The organism is Marinococcus halotolerans DSM 16375 (assembly GCF_000420725.1).
Taxonomy (GTDB): Bacteria; Bacillota; Bacilli; order Bacillales; family Marinococcaceae; genus Marinococcus; species Marinococcus halotolerans.
In genome coordinates this window covers 23,160-42,672 of record NZ_ATVM01000013.1, presented here as the reverse complement: position 1 = coordinate 42,672, position 19,513 = coordinate 23,160, and the positions used below count along the sequence as shown (strand labels likewise).

General features: G+C 46.1%; 19 protein-coding genes. 14 read left to right on the top strand and 5 right to left on the bottom strand.

What is annotated here, in order from left to right; genetic code table 11:
- Positions 1-302 precede the first annotated feature (302 nt).
- Positions 303-1,880, top strand: a complete 1,578-nt coding sequence (locus G548_RS0110360; protein WP_022794089.1) for a BCCT family transporter — start codon at positions 303-305, stop codon at positions 1,878-1,880.
- A 51-nt stretch (positions 1,881-1,931) separates the two neighbouring features.
- Here the strand turns inward: G548_RS0110360 and G548_RS0110355 are convergent, their stop codons facing one another.
- A complete protein-coding gene (locus G548_RS0110355; protein ID WP_022794088.1) occupies positions 1,932-2,657 on the bottom strand; it encodes an MBL fold metallo-hydrolase in 726 nt (241 codons plus the stop codon).
- Positions 2,658-2,846: 189 nt separating this feature from the next.
- Between G548_RS0110355 and G548_RS17895 the strand changes: the two genes are divergently transcribed.
- From G548_RS17895 to G548_RS0110320, 7 genes are all read left to right on the top strand, one after another.
- Positions 2,847-4,070, top strand: coding sequence for an MFS transporter (locus G548_RS17895; protein ID WP_022794087.1), 1,224 nt, complete (start codon positions 2,847-2,849; stop codon positions 4,068-4,070).
- Positions 4,071-4,288: 218 nt separating this feature from the next.
- The gene (locus tag G548_RS17890) at positions 4,289-4,867 is read left to right on the top strand and encodes a cell wall hydrolase (RefSeq protein WP_022794086.1); all 579 of its coding nucleotides are present in this window, start codon (positions 4,289-4,291) and stop codon (positions 4,865-4,867) included.
- 125 nt (positions 4,868-4,992) lie between these two features.
- Positions 4,993-5,820 carry a sugar phosphate isomerase/epimerase family protein gene (locus G548_RS0110340; RefSeq protein WP_022794085.1) on the top strand — a complete coding sequence of 276 codons (828 nt, stop codon included), beginning with the start codon at positions 4,993-4,995 and terminating at the stop codon, positions 5,818-5,820.
- A 360-nt stretch (positions 5,821-6,180) separates the two neighbouring features.
- Positions 6,181-6,552 (top strand): DUF2512 family protein, encoded by a 372-nt coding sequence (locus G548_RS0110335; protein WP_022794084.1) that lies wholly within the window; start codon positions 6,181-6,183, stop codon positions 6,550-6,552.
- A gap of 16 nt (positions 6,553-6,568) precedes the next feature.
- Positions 6,569-7,060, top strand: a complete 492-nt coding sequence (locus tag G548_RS0110330) for a DUF2243 domain-containing protein (RefSeq protein WP_022794083.1) — start codon at positions 6,569-6,571, stop codon at positions 7,058-7,060.
- 4 nt (positions 7,061-7,064) lie between these two features.
- Positions 7,065-7,823 (top strand): cytochrome c oxidase assembly protein, encoded by a 759-nt coding sequence (locus tag G548_RS0110325; RefSeq protein ID WP_022794082.1) that lies wholly within the window; start codon positions 7,065-7,067, stop codon positions 7,821-7,823.
- A 22-nt stretch (positions 7,824-7,845) separates the two neighbouring features.
- The gene (locus G548_RS0110320; RefSeq protein ID WP_022794081.1) at positions 7,846-9,387 is read left to right on the top strand and encodes an FAD-dependent oxidoreductase; all 1,542 of its coding nucleotides are present in this window, start codon (positions 7,846-7,848) and stop codon (positions 9,385-9,387) included.
- Positions 9,388-9,430: 43 nt separating this feature from the next.
- On the opposite strand, the gene G548_RS0110315 is transcribed toward G548_RS0110320, so the two are convergent.
- Complete coding sequence (locus tag G548_RS0110315) at positions 9,431-11,128, bottom strand: methyl-accepting chemotaxis protein (protein WP_022794080.1); 1,698 nt, start codon at positions 11,126-11,128, stop codon at positions 9,431-9,433.
- Between the two features lie 624 nt (positions 11,129-11,752).
- On the opposite strand from G548_RS0110315, the gene G548_RS0110310 reads away from it, so the two are divergent.
- The 3 genes from G548_RS0110310 to G548_RS0110300 all read left to right on the top strand — a co-directional run bounded on the left by G548_RS0110310 (position 11,753) and on the right by G548_RS0110300 (position 14,367).
- Positions 11,753-12,802 (top strand): class I fructose-bisphosphate aldolase, encoded by a 1,050-nt coding sequence (locus G548_RS0110310; protein ID WP_022794079.1) that lies wholly within the window; start codon positions 11,753-11,755, stop codon positions 12,800-12,802.
- Between the two features lie 109 nt (positions 12,803-12,911).
- Positions 12,912-14,096 carry a formamidase gene (fmdA, locus tag G548_RS0110305; protein ID WP_022794078.1) on the top strand — a complete coding sequence of 395 codons (1,185 nt, stop codon included), beginning with the start codon at positions 12,912-12,914 and terminating at the stop codon, positions 14,094-14,096.
- A 1-nt stretch (position 14,097) separates the two neighbouring features.
- The gene (locus G548_RS0110300) at positions 14,098-14,367 is read left to right on the top strand and encodes a hypothetical protein (protein ID WP_022794077.1); all 270 of its coding nucleotides are present in this window, start codon (positions 14,098-14,100) and stop codon (positions 14,365-14,367) included.
- A 51-nt stretch (positions 14,368-14,418) separates the two neighbouring features.
- Here the strand turns inward: G548_RS0110300 and G548_RS19220 are convergent, their stop codons facing one another.
- The 3 genes from G548_RS19220 to G548_RS0110285 all read right to left on the bottom strand — a co-directional run bounded on the left by G548_RS19220 (position 14,419) and on the right by G548_RS0110285 (position 16,958).
- Entirely contained in the window at positions 14,419-14,574 is a 156-nt protein-coding gene (locus tag G548_RS19220) for a hypothetical protein (protein WP_022794076.1), read from the bottom strand.
- Positions 14,575-14,687: 113 nt separating this feature from the next.
- Complete coding sequence (locus G548_RS0110290) at positions 14,688-15,581, bottom strand: sulfotransferase domain-containing protein (RefSeq protein WP_022794075.1); 894 nt, start codon at positions 15,579-15,581, stop codon at positions 14,688-14,690.
- A 144-nt stretch (positions 15,582-15,725) separates the two neighbouring features.
- Positions 15,726-16,958 (bottom strand): hemolysin family protein, encoded by a 1,233-nt coding sequence (locus G548_RS0110285; RefSeq protein ID WP_022794074.1) that lies wholly within the window; start codon positions 16,956-16,958, stop codon positions 15,726-15,728.
- A 405-nt stretch (positions 16,959-17,363) separates the two neighbouring features.
- On the opposite strand from G548_RS0110285, the gene G548_RS0110280 reads away from it, so the two are divergent.
- From G548_RS0110280 to G548_RS19215, 3 genes are all read left to right on the top strand, one after another.
- Entirely contained in the window at positions 17,364-18,671 is a 1,308-nt protein-coding gene (locus tag G548_RS0110280) for an MFS transporter (RefSeq protein WP_022794073.1), read from the top strand.
- Between the two features lie 99 nt (positions 18,672-18,770).
- A complete protein-coding gene (gene rhaM / locus G548_RS0110275; protein WP_022794072.1) occupies positions 18,771-19,085 on the top strand; it encodes an L-rhamnose mutarotase in 315 nt (104 codons plus the stop codon).
- Between the two features lie 237 nt (positions 19,086-19,322).
- The gene (locus G548_RS19215) at positions 19,323-19,499 is read left to right on the top strand and encodes a hypothetical protein (protein ID WP_022794071.1); all 177 of its coding nucleotides are present in this window, start codon (positions 19,323-19,325) and stop codon (positions 19,497-19,499) included.
- The last annotated feature ends 14 nt before the right edge of the window (positions 19,500-19,513 follow it).

Genomic DNA, 19,513 nt, shown 5'->3' with positions numbered 1-19,513 from the left:
TGATGAACTATATTCTATATTCATTGTACATGATATTTTTGACATTTACGACGCCAATAAATGAATAATTAGTGAAATAGTCATGAAGATAAAGAGAATTCGTTGAAAAATTCTTCAAATAAGTGAATTTGTGTATTATTTGTAAGATGTTTCGGGTAAATCAAAGCATAGGCCTTTATGCATTAGTTCTTTGATCCTAATACTATTTTAAAGAGTTTTTTGAAACTAGCTGTTATTGGAAGGCCTTATATGTTAAAGTTTCGTTAATTCGTTTCTGCAAGCAAAGAGAGGGGGAAGGCATCATGAGTGAAAAAGGGAAGAAATTTAAATTTCTCAACAGTATCTTTTTCATTTCTTTTATCATCATTTTTGTATTTGCATTGTGGGGAGCAATAGCGCCACAGGCACTGCAGTCCCAGGCCGAATTTACATACGGCTTTATCGCTGATACGTTCGGCTGGTTCTATTTACTGTTTGTGTTGTTTTTGATCTTATTTAATTTTTATATGGCGTTCAGCAAGTACGGACGTGTGAGGCTCGGAGGCGATGACGCCCGGCCGAAATATCCTTTTTTCACCTGGATCGCGATGCTGTTCAGCTGTGGATTTGGTGTAAGTATCGTATTCTGGGGTGTGGCAGAGCCAATGACCCACTTCCAGACTCCTCCGCCATGGACGAATGTAGACCCGGGAACGCCGGAAGCGGCAAGAGAAGCAATGTGGAACGCCTTTTTTAACAACGGTATTCACCAGTGGGCATCATTTACATTTGTGGGACTTGCGATTTCCTACTTTTTATACCGGCAGGAAGAGCGGAGTCTTATCAGTGACACGATGAACGGTGTAATTGGGGACGGCTCCCGCCCGCTGCGCAAAGGCTTCCGTAACGGTGTGGATATTATCGCTGTGATTGCTACAGTGATGGGGGTGGCTACTACACTTGGCCTGAGTGTTCTGCAGATCAGCGGGGGACTTAACAGCGTATTTAATATCCCCGCGAGTTCCACCACCCAGTTTACTATTGTAGCTGTCATGTTTGTAGCCTTTATGATTTCCACCATCTCTGGTCTGGATCGTGGAATAAAATATTTGAGTAACGTAAACCTTGGCCTGGCTTTGTTTTTAATGGTGGCGGTATTGTTTATCGGACCTACCGGTTTTATTCTCGAAACTATCACAATGGGCCTTGGCGACTATGTTCAAAACTTCTTCCAGGCAAGTCTTCGTATGGAAAACTATACAGACGGTACCTGGGTGCAGGATTGGCCGATTTATTACTGGGCCTGGACGATCGCCTGGTCCCCGTTTGTGGGTATGTTCGTAGCCCGTATCTCCAAAGGACGGACGCTTCGGGAATTCGTCCTTGGTGTTATGGTGGCGCCGCCGTTTATCGGTATGATCTGGATTGGCATTTTCGGCGGTACCGCAATCAATCTGGATTTATTCCACGGCACAGATATAGCAGGAATAGTCGCGGAGGATACGACACGGGCCATGTTTGCCATGCTGGATAACATACCGCTTGGCACGCTGCTTTCAATACTGTCGATCTGTCTGCTGTTTACATTCCTGGTAACGTCCGCAGACTCTGCAACGTTTGTACTTGGCATGATGACCTCTAACGGGGACACGAACCCATCCATGCTCCTGAAAGTAATCTGGGGCGCATTGATTGCTGGTTTGGCTACTGTACTGATTATCAGCGCCGGTCTCAATGGACTGCAGACGGTCTCTCTTATCGGGGCCCTGCCATTCTCTATCGTCCTGTTCATCTCCGCTATTTCCTTACTGAAATCCGTACGAAAGGATTACAAGGAAACGAGACTCCGGGAGGAGGAAGAGCGTCGGCAGCGGATACGGGAGGATATCGAAAACTCTTAATCAAAATATAGACGAAAGCACCTCCGCAGTTAGCGGGGGTGCTTTTTTCGTTTAGGATAAGATTTCCCGGATTTTTTGATTAATATCTCCGTGTACTACGCCGCCGTGGTAACAAACCGCAGTAGTCATATCGAAATCGAGCAGCTTTTCCAGAGAACGGCGGGCTTGTTCCATGTCTGGCGTGACTTCTGCGCGGGGCCCGAAAAGTTCGCCGTCTTGAGCAGTCAAAGCGTCGCCCGCAATAAGCGTCCGGCTGTTTTCGTGATAGAGGCTGACGTGTCCGGGAGCATGGCCGGGCGTATGCACTACGGTCAGTCCCTCCACAGGTGTATTTCCCTCTTTTATGGTTTCATTAATTAGCGAGGGTTCAGTTTTATCGAGCATATAGCCAACCCTGTCCCGCTTTTTTTCCGGAAGAGTGTCGATTAGATTTGCTTTGGCGCTGCTGCTGAGTTTGATCAGCGGCTCTTCTCCGTCCACGTAAGGCTTGTCGGCATGATGGACGAGAGCACGCAGTTGCGGATGGTCGTGAAGAATTTCCGGGAGGCTCCCAATGTGGTCAATGTCCTGATGGGTCAGAATGACAGTATCAAGATGATCGGGGTTCAAATTTTCCTTTCGTATCAATTCGTATATTTCTTCTTCGTACCCGGGCATACCTGTGTCAAAGAGAATCAGACGTCCTCCGTCATTCATGAGAGTTAAGTTTAGTACCATTGTGTCTGTTCCCCGGGGCACAGAAAGCTCGAGTACGTGCATAGTTTCTGTCAGCTTCATAGCGGCCGAAGCACTTAGCTTCGGTTCACCTCCTTGTATTAATAATGAACCTAAAGGAATCATTCCTCATTTTCTTTTATCTATAACATGTGCCTAATAGAAAAATGTACGTGTATGGAAAAGGATCAAAGTATGATACCTTATCGTTGGGCTTATTTTTAAAACACTTTAGAGAAAGGAGGAACACCGATGGCTTCGAAGAAAAACAAACATTCACCGGAGAGCTATACACTCGGATTGATATCTGCTCCGGAGCTGCCAAAGGATATTTGCGATGAGATGGCAGAAGAGCTGCCTGATTTGCTCAAAAACTATGTAGATGACCGGAGAAACTGGGAAGTGGAAGTGGTTCTTGATCCTTTTGCCGGAGTGATAGAAAAATCAGAACCGGTGATTGAGGAAGCACAGAAACATAAACAAAAGCATGAATGGGATTATGCCCTCTGTTTTACGGATCTCCCAATTGTAGACGGGAAAAAACTGGTGATAGCTGACGCCAGTGCAGATCGGGAAATCGGTCTCATTTCCCTGCCATCCCTGGGAGCCATGCCAATGAGAAAGCGCGTCCGTGAGGCAATGATGCAGCTTGTAAACGAAATGCATCATGGAAGCCTGGAAGAAGATCGGGAACGGCAGAATGAACGTATCACAGAAAACCAGGAGCAGCTCGAAGATCATGAGGACGAACATTCCTATCAGGTCCGGGGAAGAGGATCAAGGGAGTTGATGGGGAGCCGTTTGTATGAGCGCTTTTCTCCGATTAAACGGACGGTATACTCTAATGAAGAAGAAAGCCAGCACGTCCGTTTCTATGCTAACCTGAATATGAGAGGACGTACGAGGCTGCTTTCGGGCATGGTGCTCGCAAACCGGCCCTGGACGATTTTTCCGGCATTTAAGCGTGTAATTGCTTTAGCTTTTGCTACCGGTGCTTACGGACTGATCTTTCCAAGCTTCTGGATGCTGAGTGACACGTATGGATTCTGGCGCTTTCTTGCTGTTATGTTTACGGCCATGGTGGCTATGACTGTATGGTTTATCGTTGCCCATGGCTTGTGGGAAAAAGAATCAAATGCTGAGTCCAAATTTTTGGTGCGCTCTTATAATAAAGCTACGACCGCTACAATCGGGATTGCTATTATTCATTATTATATTATTTTATTCGTAATGTTTTTAGTTGTTTCTCTGCTGTTTATCCCCACCTCACAGCTGGCATTAAATCTACAGGGGACCGTGACGTTTGCGACGTACCTGAAAATATCCTGGCTTGCCTGCACGGTCGCTACGCTTGGCGGGGCTCTGGGTGCAGGGCTTGAAAGTGAAGAAACGGTGCTCAAAGCGACCTATGGCTATCGTCAGCGCATTCGCAATGAACGTGCGAAATCAAAAAAACGGCAGGCATCCTCCTCCTAAAGGAAAATGCATTATGGTGTGTGTGCCCTTATAGTGGAATTACAATGCCCATTTCTGTGCCTATATCTGTTCTCAGCGTATTAGAGCAAAAAACAGCCGGATACGCCTTCAGCAGAAATTATTATTCCTGGAAGTAAAGTGGTAAAATAACGACAGACATGTCATTTACCGCCATCATAGGAACAATAATCTTGCCTCACTGATAAAGGGTGATTACGATGTCCAGGCAGTATTCTATTTACACTGTATTGGGAGCGCTAGCTGTTTTTGCTGCTGTATTAGGCTTTTTAGTTTACAATGTGCACGAACGAAGCCAGACAGCTGAGCAGGAAGCAGAAGAAAAGCAGCGGGCTGCAGAAGAAGAAACAGAACAGGAAGCAGAGCCCCCTGAACAGGAATCAGAGAAAGAAAGAGTCGCCTCAAGTGAAGTGCCTGAGGTGGAAAATGAAGAGCTGCTTGAACGGGCCGTTCATGCAGAAGCTAAAGATGAATCTTTTGAAGGCATGGTGGCTGTGGCGAGTGTCATTTTGAACCGCATTGAATCTGAAACCTTTCCAGACGATGTCGAAAGTGTCATATACGAAGAAAATCAATTCCAGGTAGTAGATAACGGAAGCATAGAAGAATCTCCTTCTGAGCGCGCAGAAGAAGCGACGGAAGAGGCTCTGGACGGATCGGAGCCGGTAGGGGATTCATTGTTCTTCTGGAGTGAAGACGTGCCAAAAGACAACTGGCTCTGGGAAACAAAGACAGTTGATTATGAAATCGGCGGCCACGTTTTCTCGGAAGACGTTTAAGAAGGACCAGCGGGGCACAGCCGCTGGTCTTTGTTTGTTTTATATTTGGTTAAAATCATGCTTACGGGAGAACCGGGCAAGGAATATAGTAGAAGGGCAGCATAACAGTGAAGGAGGAGAATAAGATGAGATTTTCGATATGCAGCTGGATTTTTGGAGACCAGGCGATTGAGCAGACAATGCGCGAAGCAGCTTCCGTCGGATACGATGAAATTGAGATTCATGCAAAAGATTATGACTGGGAGGAATTAACCCAGCTGGCGGAAACCCTTGGACTCCGTATCCGGGGACTGTGCGCAGATGCCGGCTGGCCGCGGAAGGAAACGGATTTATCGCAGATTGACCCTTCCAAGCGAAAAACAGCTGTAAATTATTTTAAAGAACAGATCAGCCGCGCATACCGTGCCGGGGCAGAATATATGGTACTTTCCCCGTGCGCACCGGGCAAATCAGAGCTGGAAGGAAACGGCAAAGAAGAATGGAAAGCAGCAGTTTTATCACTTCAGGAGCTGGCTCCCTACGCAGAAGAAAGAAACGTTGCTCTGGTGATTGAGCCCTTAAATCGTTATGAAAGCTGTATTATTAATACTGGGGGGCAGGCGCTTGTGCTCGTGGAAGAAATCGGGCATCCATTTGTTACGACGATGCTCGATACATTTCATATGAACATTGAGGAAAGCAGCATGGAGGCCCCCTTTCATCATCTTGGCCCAGCCCTCAGCCATATACACGTAGCAGATACTAACCGTCAGGGCCTGGGGTACGGGAGACTATCCTGGGAGGCGATTGCCGAAGCTATTAAAAAAACTGGATACGAAGGAACGATTACGGTAGAGTGCCTGGCACCGGCCTTGAATGTATTTTCTCCAGAAAGAGAAAAGTCCAGTATAGACTATATTAATGAATATGCGGAGGAGTCACTTGCAAAGCTGCACTATCTTTTTCGGTCATAAATAAAATGCGGGCCATAATTGCATGAATAACAAAAAAGTTAAAAACGAGGTAAAACCATGGACAAACACCGTTTTCTCATTAGAGCATTCGAATGACCTGAAACGATAAGCGCTGAACAAAGAAAAGAGGGGCATGCCGTATTATTAACAGCCTTTCGCTTTAAGTTGTGCAGCGTACGCTCGAGTAAATAAAAGAGCGTTTATGAAAATGCATTTAAAGGAAATAGAAGGATAGCCAATTATTAACTGAATAAACGGAGGCAGCAATCGCAGGATTAAGCCTTGCGGTAAGCCAGGAAAAGAGCTACGTCTTTCCCTGGCTTTTTGCGTTTTATGGAGCATTTTAGAAAGGAGGAGACTATGAAACACGTTAAAGCATTAACCGGAAAAGCTCTCATGACAGCTGCTTTGTTGTTTTTAGTGCTCAGCATTGCAAACGGGGTGTCTGTTTGGAGCGTGCTGGGACTTACTATTATCATTGGTGTGATCAGCTATCCACTCGGTGACCTCGTGCTGCTCCCGCGTGTAAAAAGCCTGTTCGCAGCGGCTGCGGATGCCGGGCTGGTGTTTGTGATAGTTTTAATTGCAGGCACCGTGCTTTCCTTTTCAGGCCCGTTGCTGCTTGCAGCAGCTGTATCTGCTGTATTGATGGGTATAGCAGAATATATGTTTCATTTTTATCTGGGCACGCACGTGCTTTTCTCAAGCAATCGTGTCAAAACGGATATGTAACTGAGGAGGCTTAGTCATGTCAGAAAAAAACGAAGCGATGCTTCGGAGGAATCAGGCGAATTACGCTGGAAGAAACGTGTTATCCGGCTTTCTTTTCGGCCTCGGCCTCATCGCTTTTATAGACGAAGTAGTATTTCACCAACTGCTCAACTGGCATCATTTTTACGACCTGTCGACTACGGCTGTTGGGATCGTTTCAGATGGCTTTTTTCATGCCTTCAGCTGGTTTGCTACAGTAGCTGCCCTGTTTATGGTTGCTGACCTCCGGCGCCGGCAGAGCTTCTGGATGCGCCGGTGGATCGGTGGAATGTTAACAGGAGTTGGCTTTTTTCAGCTGTATGATGGAATCGTTCATCATAAGTGGATGGGGATCCACCAAATAAGATACGGCGTGGACATTCTGCCCTATGATCTCGTATGGAACATCAGTGCGTTTATCCTCCTTGTTGCTGGAATAGTTATATGGAGGCAGACTTCGCAGATGAAAAAACAGAGAGCGGCTGCATAAGCCAATGACTACTTCACATTATATTGCAGAAGACGTGCTTGCAGCCCCTTTTGTCCTTGCCTGTCTCTTGTATCTTGCTGCAGCTTTTCGTGACACCGGGTGGCCGGTATACCGCATTGGGCTGTTTACTGTTGGTGCAGCGGCGGCAGTCGTTTCGGTGCTTGGGCCGCTTCCCCGGATGGCTCATGATTCATTTGTCATTCATATGACCGGGCACTTGCTGCTTGGTATGCTGGCTCCGCTTTGTATCGTGCTTGCGGCTCCGGTCACGCTTGCTCTTCGTGCACTGCCTGTGGCTGCAGCAAAAAAACTGGCTAAATTACTGCGGAGCCGTTTTATAGCAATAGTGTCTCATCCGGTAACGGCCGCAGTATTAAACATTGGTGGTTTATGGCTTTTGTATACAACCGGGTTGTATGCGTGGATGCACGAATCTGCTCTCGTTTACATCGCTGTTCATATTCATATCTTTTTAGCGGGATATGTGTTTACAGCTTCTATTATTTATATCGATCCGGCGCCGCACCGGTATTCTTTCCTGTTTCGGTCCGGGGTTCTTGTAACGGCGCTTGCCGGGCACGGCATTTTGTCCAAGTATTTGTACATGTCACCGCCGCCTGGAGTCGGGCAGGAGGCTGCCCGGGCAGGTTCAATGCTGATGTATTACGGGGGCGATGTGGTGGATGTTGCCATTATGGTGATACTCTGCTGGCACTGGTATAGAGCGGCCCGTCCCAGACAGGAAGAAGCAACGGCAGCTTGAATAACTATAAGGAGGAACTATAATGACTAACGATAAGCGAGTCCCTTTATATCCTAATTCTTTATGGCTCAAGGAAAGTGAACCTACAAACATGCCTGCCCACAGCGGGGAAGACGCAACTGAAGTTACTATCACAGGAGCCGGGGCAGCTGGCATCACAGCAGCTTATTATTTAGCGAAAGCCGGAACAAAGGTGGTGCTTCTCGAAGCGGGCAGGGTGTTGGAAGGTACCACCGGGAATACAACTGCAAAAATATCCTCCCAGCACGGGATGGTGTATGATGAACTGATTCAAAATCACGGCCGGGAGAAAACAAGCCAGTATTTTGAAGCGAACGAACAGGCGATCAGTGATATGCGCAAGCGGGTTACTGAGCTCAGTATTGACTGTGAATGGGAAGAGCGGGATGCTTTTATTTACACGAAAAGCGAGCAGCAGAAAAAAGTGATGGAGCAGGAAGCAGAGGCGTACCGGTTATTAAATGTTAATGGCGGGGATGCTTTAAAAGAGCATGACCTTCCATACGCTGTCGAGCGGGCTCTTGTTATCCGTGACCAGGCTCAGTTTCAGCCGGTGCATTATTACCGGGCGCTTCTGGAAGAGGTGGTCCGCCTTGGCGGGCGCGTGTACGAAAATACACGTGCAGCGGATGTGAATAAATCCAATGGTAATGTAGTGGTAAACACAAATAATGACAGCACGATTACGAGTGACTATCTTTTGGTAACAACTCATTTCCCTTTTAATGACGGTATGGGAAAATACTACAGCCGTCTGCATGTGGAGCGCTCCTATATTATTGGCGCTAAGGTTCAGACGATGCCGAAGCATATGTACATTAGTGTAGATTCCCCGTCACGGTCGCTTCGCACAGCAAAGGATGAAAATGGGGAAGATCTGCTTTTAATCGGTGGGGAAGGCCATACCTCCGGTAAAAATGAAATGAACACGTTTGAGCGGTACGAAGCACTGCGCTCCTTCGGTGAAGAGTATTTCGGCCTGCAGGAGGTGCCTTACCGCTGGTCGGCGCAGGACTTGATCACCCTGGATAAAATGCCCTATGTGGGGCCGATGACATCCGGAGAAGAGCAGATTTTTACCGCCACCGGCTTTATGAAATGGGGCATCAGCAACAGTGAAGCGGCAGGAAAAATGCTCGCTGATTACGTTCTTGGCAATGAAAACGTATACAAGGAAGCTTTTGATCCGACGCGGTCTGAATTGAAAAAGAAAAACATTCAATCGTTTGCAGCTGAAAACATGGACGTAGGAAAAGAAATGGTTAAAGGAAAATCCAACAGAGGCGATAAAGAAAAGACTCTGGAAAACGATGAAGGGGCTTTAATTAATACTGAAGACGGAAAGGCCGGGGCCTACCGGGACGAAACCGGAAGGCTGTATGTTGTCGACACTACCTGTACGCATATGGGCTGCGATCTCTCCTGGAACAATGCAGAACGGAGCTGGGACTGTCCGTGCCACGGGTCGAGATTTTCCTACGACGGAGAGGTTATTGAAGGACCGGCAGTAAAACCGCTGAAGCGTAAAAAAGATCTTGAATAACAAAGAAGGCCGGGAGAAAAAAACTCCGGGCCTTCTTTTTACATTAAAGCTTAAATTTATCTACTTCAGCGTTCAGCCGGCGGGCAAGATCGTTAAGGTTTTCCGAATTAGCGGAAACCTCCTCCATGGAGCTGCTCGTCTGCTGGACAGACGCGGCAGTTTGTTCGACGCCGGCCGCTGATTCCTCGGAGACAGAAGCTATTTCTTCGATGGAAGCATTGATTTCCTGACTGCTCGAAGAGATGGCCGCCAGATTTTTAGTGACAGATTGAAGGTTTTCTGCCATTTCCTGAATAGCGGTATTAATTGTATTAAAGGTGTCGCCGGTGGTCTGAATCTGGGTAGTGCCGATTTCCACCTCTTTATAGCCTGCCTGCAGGGAGGCAGCGACGGCAGAAGATTCATTCTGGATCCCTTCAACAATACTGGTAATGTCTGTGATAGAAGCAGATACCTGCTCGGCGAGCTTTCGCACTTCATCAGCGACCACGGCAAAGCCCCGTCCCTGTTCGCCGGCCCGGGCGGCCTCAATGGCTGCGTTTAAAGCGAGCAGGTTGGTCTGGTTGGCAATATCATTAATGACAGACACTAATTTTGAAATTTCCTGGGACTGTTTATCAAGTCCTTCTACCTTTACAGCAGCATTTTTCACGATGGCATCGATTTTTTCCATTTGATGGACCGAATTATCCATCAGCTCCCGGCCTTCGTTTGTAATGGATAAAATATGAGTCGAGGCGCTGCGGACGTCTTCTCCCTTTATGTGGGCATCAGAAACATTTTCTGTAAAATCACTCATTAAAGAGGCGATGCTGCTCGCACTCGTAGCCTGGGATTCCGCTCCGGAAGCAAGCTCTTCCATCGTAACTGCCACCTGCTGGGAGCCTGCTTTCACCTCGTTCGCCGAGTGGGTCAGATTTTGACTCTGATCCGATACGTTTGTAGACATCGTTTTAATTTGAGTGAGCAGCTGGGCCATATTATCATTCATTTGATTTGCAGCTTGTACCAGCTTTCCGGTTTCATCGCGTGCCGTAGTCTGCATCGGCTCCTGGCTCAAATCTCCCTCTGCAATAGACTGCATCCGCTGCATAACCGCCTTGACCGGGGCAGAAATTGCACGTGCCATAAAAAAGGCAATGCCGATGCCGGAGAGAATAACCAGAACGGAGATAACAGTACCGGTAGTCATCAGGTTTCTACCGCTTTCAAGTACGTTTTCACCCGCCGAGGTGATCAATCCTTCTCTTTCTGTGGCTAAATCTTCAAAGCCGGTCATAATCTCCCGGGCTAAAGGTTTAGCTGTTGTATTTAAAATCTGTTTAGCTTCGTTTTCATTTCCAGCTTCATAGGCTGGAAAAACTTCTGAGGTAATAATCTGCTCCCATTCAATACTTTTTTCTGTTAATGCCTCCAGCTCAGCAGAATCGAAGCTGGCAAGTGTCTCCTCTTCCAGCGCAGCGCTTTCCTCTGTATATTCCATAAAGCTGCTTTTGAATTCCTCATCTCCGAATAAAATATATCCACGGGATAAAGCAACACGCTGAGCCATATTAAACGCGAGTTTTTCGTCAGCGATCAACAGCGGCAGCTGCTCTTCTACAATGCTTTCTGTTTCGGCATTCGCCTTGCTGTTAGCGTAAAAATTATAGATGCCAAGTGCCGTTACCAGTATAATAATTGCCAAAAAGCCGGTTAAGATTTTTGCGCGCAAACTTTTAAAATTAAACCATTCCTTCATTCCATACACCCCTCTAAATAAAGTAGTAATACTTCCAGCCGTTATTCTTTTATTTCTGCTTTTGGCAAGGAACTGGGAATGACGATTACAAGCAGATAAAAACAATTAACACTACACATATTTATCGATATAAATTAGGCTGAAAAGTATAGGACATTGTTACTGTAAAAATGAAGAAATTGTGGTGGAACAATTGCGGCCAGTGTTTATTCATTTAATGGGAGTACATTTTTGTGCTTCCGGCGTTTGGTTATAAACATTGAAATAAAGAAGGCAGGGAGGACCCGATCTGGAGGTTTCCTGAAAGAACTGCTGCAGGGGGAATTGGGCAGCTTGGTTAAATCGTCGCGGCCAACCATTTCTTTAGTTGTCTCAAGACAGATATAAGAAACGCTCTTTCCAACGGAAATTTGATTGGGTCACAATGGTTTAAAACGCGGGGCGGCACTTGTTGTATACATCGTCACACTCCTGAAATCGTATACTTAAAGCGAAAATCATTTATGCACATATTTTTTCAGAGGGCTGAGCTTTTTATAAAATCTTTCAAAAATTTGTTTATGTTCTTCCCTAAAAAGGGAATTAGGTAAGAAGAATTTCCTAAACTGGTGAGGAGGTATTCCAATGGCTTCAACAAAGGAAATATTAGGACAGGATGCGGATTACTTATTAAATCATGAAAGCAAAACGGTGCCGAAAGAAAATCTTTATGTGCCGGGACCCGACTTTGTCGACCGTGTGTACAAGTCAACGGATCGTTCTCCAGTAGTGCTGCGTAACCTGCAGAGCTTGTTTGATCACGGTCAGCTTGGCGGTACAGGCTATCTTTCGATTCTGCCGGTGGACCAGGGAATTGAGCATTCAGCAGGCGCTTCGTTTGCGCCGAACCCGATGTATTTTGACCCGGAAAATATTGTGAAGCTTGCAATGGAAAGTAACTGTAACGCGGTAGCTTCGACGGTGGGGGCGCTTGGGTCGATCGCAAGAGATTACGCGCACAAAATCCCTTTCATTGCTAAAATTAACCACAATGAATTGTTAACGTATCCGGAAACACACGACCAGATTATGTTCGGCTCTGTTGACCAGGCCTACAATATGGGCGCCGTAGCAGTCGGGGCGACGATTTATTTTGGTTCAGAACAGAGCGACCGGCAGATCCAGGAAGTTTCGAAAGCCTTTGAACGGGCTCACCAGCTCGGTCTTGGCACCATTCTCTGGGCATATCTGCGCAATCCGGGCTTTAAAAAAGACGGCACGGATTATCACACTGCCTCTGACTTGACGAGTCAGGCGATTCATTTGTCCGCAAGTCTGCAGGCTGATATTGTGAAACAAAAAATGCCGACCAACAATGGCGGCTATACTGCTGTCAGCTACGGAAAAACACATGATAAAGTATATTCGGAGCTTACAAGTGACCACCCGATTGATCTGACACGCTATCAGGTAATGAACTCGTTTATGGGGCGGGCCGGCTTAATCAACTCCGGCGGCGGTTCTGCAGAATCGGATTTAGAGGACGCCGTAAAAACAGCAGTAATTAACAAGCGTGCCGGCGGCATGGGACTGATTATGGGGCGCAAAGCGTTCCAGCGGCCAATGGACGATGGCATAGAGATTATCCGCTCGGTGCAGAGCGTTTATGCGGATGAGTCAATTACTTTGGCATAAGAAGTAGAAAAAGGGGGAGAAGATCCCTCTTTTTTTATCTAATAATTTCAGAAGATTTAAACATTATTGCTGTGTCCCTGGCTATCTTTATACACAGGAGGTTTTTTATATGCCGAAAAAACTGTTTGAAGTAGACCTGAACAAGACGATGGACCAGCAGACGACGCCGGGGCATAACCGATGGCATCCGGATATTCCTGCCGCTTTTTCCATAGATCCGGGCGAGACGTTCCGGATGGAATGTCTGGATTGGACTGACGGCCAGATCAGCAACAATGATGATCCTTCAGACATTAAACATGTGAACCTTGACCGTGTGCACGTACTAAGCGGGCCGGTGCACGTGAACGGAGTGGAGGAGGGGGACCTGCTCGTTGTTGATATTTTGGACATCGGAACGTTTCATTCGCATGAATGGGGGTTTAACGGGATTTTCGCCAAAGAAAATGGCGGAAGCTTTTTAGTGGATCATTATCCGGAAGCGGCCAAATCTATTTGGGATTTTGAAGGTATTTATGCAACCTCCAGACATGTGCCGAATGTAAAATTTGCAGGCATTATCCATCCGGGGCTGATCGGCGTGGCTCCCTCCCAGGATATGCTGAATGAATGGAACCGCAGGGAGAAGGAGCTGGTGGATACGAATCCCGACCGGGTGCCGCCGCTTGCGAATCTTCCAACGAAGGATTCGGTCGTACTTGGGGAGCTTAAAGGAGAAGAGTTTGAACGGGTGGCAGCCGAAGGAGCAAGAACGGTGCCGCCCCGGGAAAACGGGGGCAACTGCGACATCAAGAATTTATCGAAAGGGTCGAGGGTCTACTTTCCGGTGTTTGTAGACGGGGCAAAGCTGTCCGTAGGAGACCTTCACTTCTCACAGGGGGACGGGGAAATTACATTCTGCGGCGGAATTGAAATGCCCGGCTGGATCGACCTGAAAGTACACGTGATCAAGAACGGTATGGAAAAACACCGTATTAAACGTAATCCTGTCTTTAAGCCGGGGCCGGTCATGCCGCATTATAATGAATTTCTTGTTTTTGAAGGCGTGTCGGTGAACGAATTTTCGGGCACCCAGACTTATCTTGATGCCAACGTTGCTTACAGGAATGCTTGCCTGAATGCGATTGATTTTTTAAAAACGCTTGGTTACACAGGGGAGCAGGCCTATATGCTTTTAGGCACGGCTCCAGTGCAGGGCACTGTAGCAGGTGTAGTGGATATACCGAATGCGTGCTGCACGCTCGCGCTGCCCAAAGATATATTTTATAAAAATATTCTGCCGGAGCTGGATTAGTATGGCCCAGTTTACTTTTAAATGCCGAACGTGCGGCACGTTTGAAAGCTGGATTGCAGCAAACGGGGCCCGTATCAATGAAGCTTTGTGCCCCTTGTGCGGGGAAACGTCCGCGAGAGTCTTTCAGCCGGTACACCTGTCAAAAATGGATGCGAAAGTAAAGTTCCGGATCGAAAACGGAATGCAGCCGAAAACGGTACAGCGAAAAGATCTGCCCGTACAACAAAGACAAAAGCAGCGGACACCACGCCCGTGGCAGGCAGGACATTAAAGAAGGAGACCCGCATAATTGGGTCTCCTTTAACTGTTTTTGACTTTCTAATTAATTTGTCTCTTTATCTTTTCCGACTACACCAATAATTGCTATAGCGGTCAGCATGACGCCATAAATAATAGAAGAAGATAGAAGAGGTCGTTTAGTAATTTTTAAAAATAAACGGTGGGATTTATCAGCTTCGTTTCCTGCTTTACCGTTCATACGTATCTGAGCCTCCTTCAGGATAGTTGAATCACTTTACCCGAAGAAATTATGGTTCAATCACAGCCTGAAAAATTCGGAAAAGCTATTAAGAAACGAGGCTGCTAAATATCTTACTTCGTGTAATCAATACCGTAATGGTGAAGAAGCAATTGATTATCGCTTTGATATTTCGCCTGAAGCACCTGCTGCAAAGAAGCCGGCAGAGAATACTTTTGGTGGTGAAGCATAAAACTCGCCCGGCTCTGCAGCATTACCCGGGAGAGGGGACGTCCTCTTTTTGTTGGCACAGGAGCTTCTGGGTTAAACGGAGTTTTCAGGAAATAGTTCATCTTTCTGGCAGTTTTTACCTGCATCGTGCCGTAGCTCCGGTTTACTTTTGTATTACTGTAGGAGGGTACTTCATGGACGCCCATATACTGGAGCAGTTTTGTAATTTCTTTTATTTCATTTTCCCGGAAATTTTCGTACTGCATGAGGTAGTAGTTTTTTTGGCCAAACAGCTGAATGACACGGTCCATATAGCTGAAATAATAGTAGCCATTGAGGACTCCAAGCTGCTCCCACTCCTCAAAAACAGCAGCAGCCTGTTTGTATCCGCCCTGGTGAATATACTGCACGTAAAGGGAAGTGAGAAGATCGAGCTGCCGCCTGACTCCAACAATAATATGAACGTTATAGCTTTCCTCCGGGAAGATTTGGCGGAGGTCTTTTAAAATAGCGTGATTGTCCTTAACCTTTTTTTTCGTGGACATCGGATTGCCGGAGAGGCCTTCGTATGAAATGAGGAGCGGTTTTTCCGCCTCCATCATCGATTCAAAACCGCGGCGCAAATCAGTGATGGCTTTGTCCGATAATTTTTTATGGCGTATGTCGTAAAGGTACGCCTGAGCATCTCCCCGGGAAAGATATGTAATTTGGTGTGTCAATTTAGGATAAATGCTTTTCTGCAGAAAAGTGGTGGCGGTTTTATGATACCCCACATGAATATAAACAGTTTTACGCATTGCCCTGCCCCCTACGAAATGAATGCCTCCATCATACCGGAATCCTTAGGAGCAATCAAAATAAAAGCTGGCTTTATGAATATCATTTTTGTTTCTGGAGCAATCAAACAAAAACCCGGGGAGCTATCCCCGGGTTTAAGTGTGTTAGTCTTCCTCTTCTTTTACGACGCGTACGCGTTTGATCTGATTATTATCCATGGTCAGTACTTCAAAATGAAGATTCTCGTACTGGAGGGTCTCCCCCTCTTCAGGAATGTGATCGAATTCCTGGTAGAGCAGCCCGGCGATAATATCCTCTTCTTCTTCAACCCGGGTATTGAAGATTTCGTTGAAGCGGCTGATGGCGAGTTTTCCATCACAGATGATAACCTCGTCGGTAAGCTCCTCAATAAGCTGTTCGGAGCGGGTGTCATGCTCGTCTTCAATCTCCTGGCCGATCATCGCTTCGATAATGTCCTCCTGGGTTACCATGCCCATCGTACCGCCGTATTCATCGAGTACTACTGCAAGGTGCTTCTGCTCATTGAGCATTCGTTTAAACACGTTATCGACAGAATTGGTCTCCACTACATACAAAGGGTTGTTATCGATAAAATCATTGAGTGTTTTGTTCTCCTGCTCAGCCCATATAAGCAGCAGCTTGGCATGAAAGACTCCGACAATATGATCCATATTATCCTGATAAACCGGGTACCTCGTATGATTATGGCTGATGGTGATGTCCCGTACTTCCTGAAAACTGCTTTCGATCGGGATGCCGGTAATCTCCATACGAGGGACCTTCAATACGTCGCGGATATCCTTGCGGTAAAAATCAATTACCCGCTTAATCCGGTCCTGCTCCTGTTTTTCAAAGGTGCCCTCCGAAGAGGCTACATCGACCATGGTTTTGATTTCCTCACGCGAATATGTCTGCGATGGTCCCTCGCCCCGGGTGATCAGCTTAATAACACCGCGTGTAAAAGAATTCAATAAAAACGTGAGCGGTTTAAATACAAATACGAGCACTGCGATGACCGGTGCAACTATGTAGGCCACTTTGTCCGCAAAGGTTGCAGCAATGGATTTAGGCAGAACCTCCGCGAAAATGATAAGCACAAACGTCAAAATAGCAGTAGCGATACCAACGGAAAAATTGTAATTAAGAGCGAGCACGGTAACGAGGGTAGGAAGCATAATATTGGAAATGTTGTTTCCGATAAGGATGGCTGTAATTAACTCATCCGGTTTTCTCGTCAGCTTTAATAAATTCTTCGCACGCTTGTCGTTTTCTTCGGCCCGTGCCTGCATTCGTGCCCGGTTTGCTGCTGTTAAAGCTGTTTCGCTTCCGGATAAAAAGAAGGAAACGAATAAAAATAATATAATAACCGCTATCATAAATACCCTCCACTGGCTTATTCTTTACATTTTATTTCCTGCCTGCCGTAAATTAAACGTTCAAACAACTATCCAATATTAAAAATAACATAAAAGCACCCGGGGGGATTTAAATATGCAAAAAGATTTTATTCTCATTTTGCTTTTACAGGGAAAATAAAATAAAACCGGCAGCTTTGAAGCATATTTATGCCGCATTAAAATTTCATATGAATAAATCAGGAGAAAAACAAAGAAGAAATAATGATAAATTAGTGTTGACTTTCATTTTTGTAAGCCTTTACAATGATTAATACAAAATAAAACAACATTAACAAACTAAAAACAAACATAAAAAATGTTTTGTTTATTAATTATTACAAGGAGGCCAGCTGAAAAGTCTGTCATTTTTAAGGAGGAAACGGAATGAAAAAAGTGGAAAGAGGCAGTCTGGCTGCCACTCTTTCGGTATCCATGTCGAACTATCTCGAAGCAGGGTCAATCGTAGCCGGAGCTGCCGGGCTCACCCTTTGGGTTCAGTATCTCGGCCTTACAGATGCCACTGTAGGACTGCTCGGAGCACTCAGTGCCAACGGGTTCGGGGCTGCGCTTGGAGCACTTGTCAGCGGTTTTTTAGTTGATAGATATGGAAGAAAGTTTATTTATAAGTATAATCTGCTCGTCTACATGCTCGGTATTCTGCTTATTGTTTTTTCTTTTTCCTTCCCGATGCTTCTTGTCGGTTACGTGATTACCGGTATTTCCGTCGGTGCCGGCATACCGCCTTCCTGGACATACATTGCTGAAGAAGCGCCGGAGAAGGAACGGGCAGCACGTGTCGGCTGGGGGCAGTTTGCCTGGTCGATGGGACCTGCGGTAGTCTTTATATTATCTGTAGTTCTGGCCCCGTTAGGGCTGCTTGGAAGCAGGATTATCTTTTTTCAGCTTTTTGTAATCGCTTTTATCACCTGGCTCTTTCAGCGCAAAATTGAAGAGTCCGCGATTTGGGAAAAACAAAAGAAAGAAGATCGTGCAAAAAATAAAGGCGGGATCTTCAGCAAAGAAAACATTAAAGAACTGTTCACCAATCGTGCCAACCTGCATGCAATCACGCTGCTTGTCGGAGTATATACTTTTTGGAATATGGTAGCCGGCGTTATGGGGTACTTTATGCCGTACATTTACGAAACGGTAGGAGGGCTTTCGGGAGCTCAGGCCAATCTTCTGCAGGCATTTCTCTGGGGACTGACCGTATTGTCCACTTATTTTGTATTTATTAAACTGGGGGACAGGGTAAATCGTAAGCTTATCTTTGGAGTGAGCGCCGTGATGGGAATTGTGGCCTGGACAGTGCTTTCATTCGGGGGCATGGGCACTTTAGAACTGCTCGTTTTCGTTGTCCTCTGGGGCCTTGCAGCAGGCTTTGGTGCCCAGGCGTTTTACGGTCTGTGGTCAGCCGAGCTATTCCATACAAAATACCGTGCAGCGGCACAGGGATTGCTCTTTTGTACCGCCAGGGTATTTGTCGGTTTAATTTCGCTTGCGATCCCAACGCTGATTACCGTGTTTGGTTTCCAGACAGCCGGTGCGATTATGATCGGATTTTTGGTAGTGCATATGGTCGCAGGCTTGACTCTCGCACCGGAAACCCGCAATAAATCGCTTGAGGAAATACAGATCGAACGGTACGGGACAACCGAAGAAGCAGAAATAAAGAAAGATTTAGTGAAATAAGCAGGTATTACTGGAGGACGGAGAATTTACCCCTCCGTCCTCCTTTTATTAATGGCAGGAGTTTCCTGAAATAAAACTGCTGAAGAAAGGACCAGGAGTATGAAGCGTTTGGCTTTAATCATGTATGTGTATCCGGAAAAAATAGAGGAATATATTAAAAAGCATGAGCAGCTCTGGCCGGAAATGAAAGAGGCATTAAAGGAGCACGGAGCAGCTAACTATTCGATCTTTCTGGAAAGAGAAACAAGCAGGCTGTTTGCTTATCTTGAGATAGAGAGTGAAGAGCGGTGGCAGCAGATGGCCTCCACCTCCATCAATCAAAGGTGGTGGGAAGCAATGGCCCCGTTAATGGAAACAAATGAGGATAACAGTCCGGTTGCCACCCCGCTCGATGAAGTATTTCATCTCGAATAAAAAGCAAGTACTATCCCCGCTGATATATTTATTATCAGCGGATTTTTTTTGTTCAAAATGCGTAAAAACGGGAATAGAAAAGTATAAGGAAGAGGGCAGCCAGACATACAAAAACAACATGAGGGGGAATGCGTATGAATAGCTGCATACGTGAGAAGCTGATAATAAAGTAAATGGTGCATAAAACCCTGGTTCAGTCGTGTGATAAAACTCAGCTGCAAAAAAGGGGGAGTACCGATGAACCGCCGAATGATTGACGATGAATATGAACGTGAAATAGACCGCATGGTTAATGAGGGCGGCTATATTCCTGTGGAAATGGATTTTATAAAAAAACGGGCTAAAGTTAAAAAAGATAAAATTGCCCAGGAGAAGCAGGAGAAAGAAGCCGATGATTTTAAAGAAAAAGCCTGAATATAGTAGTGACA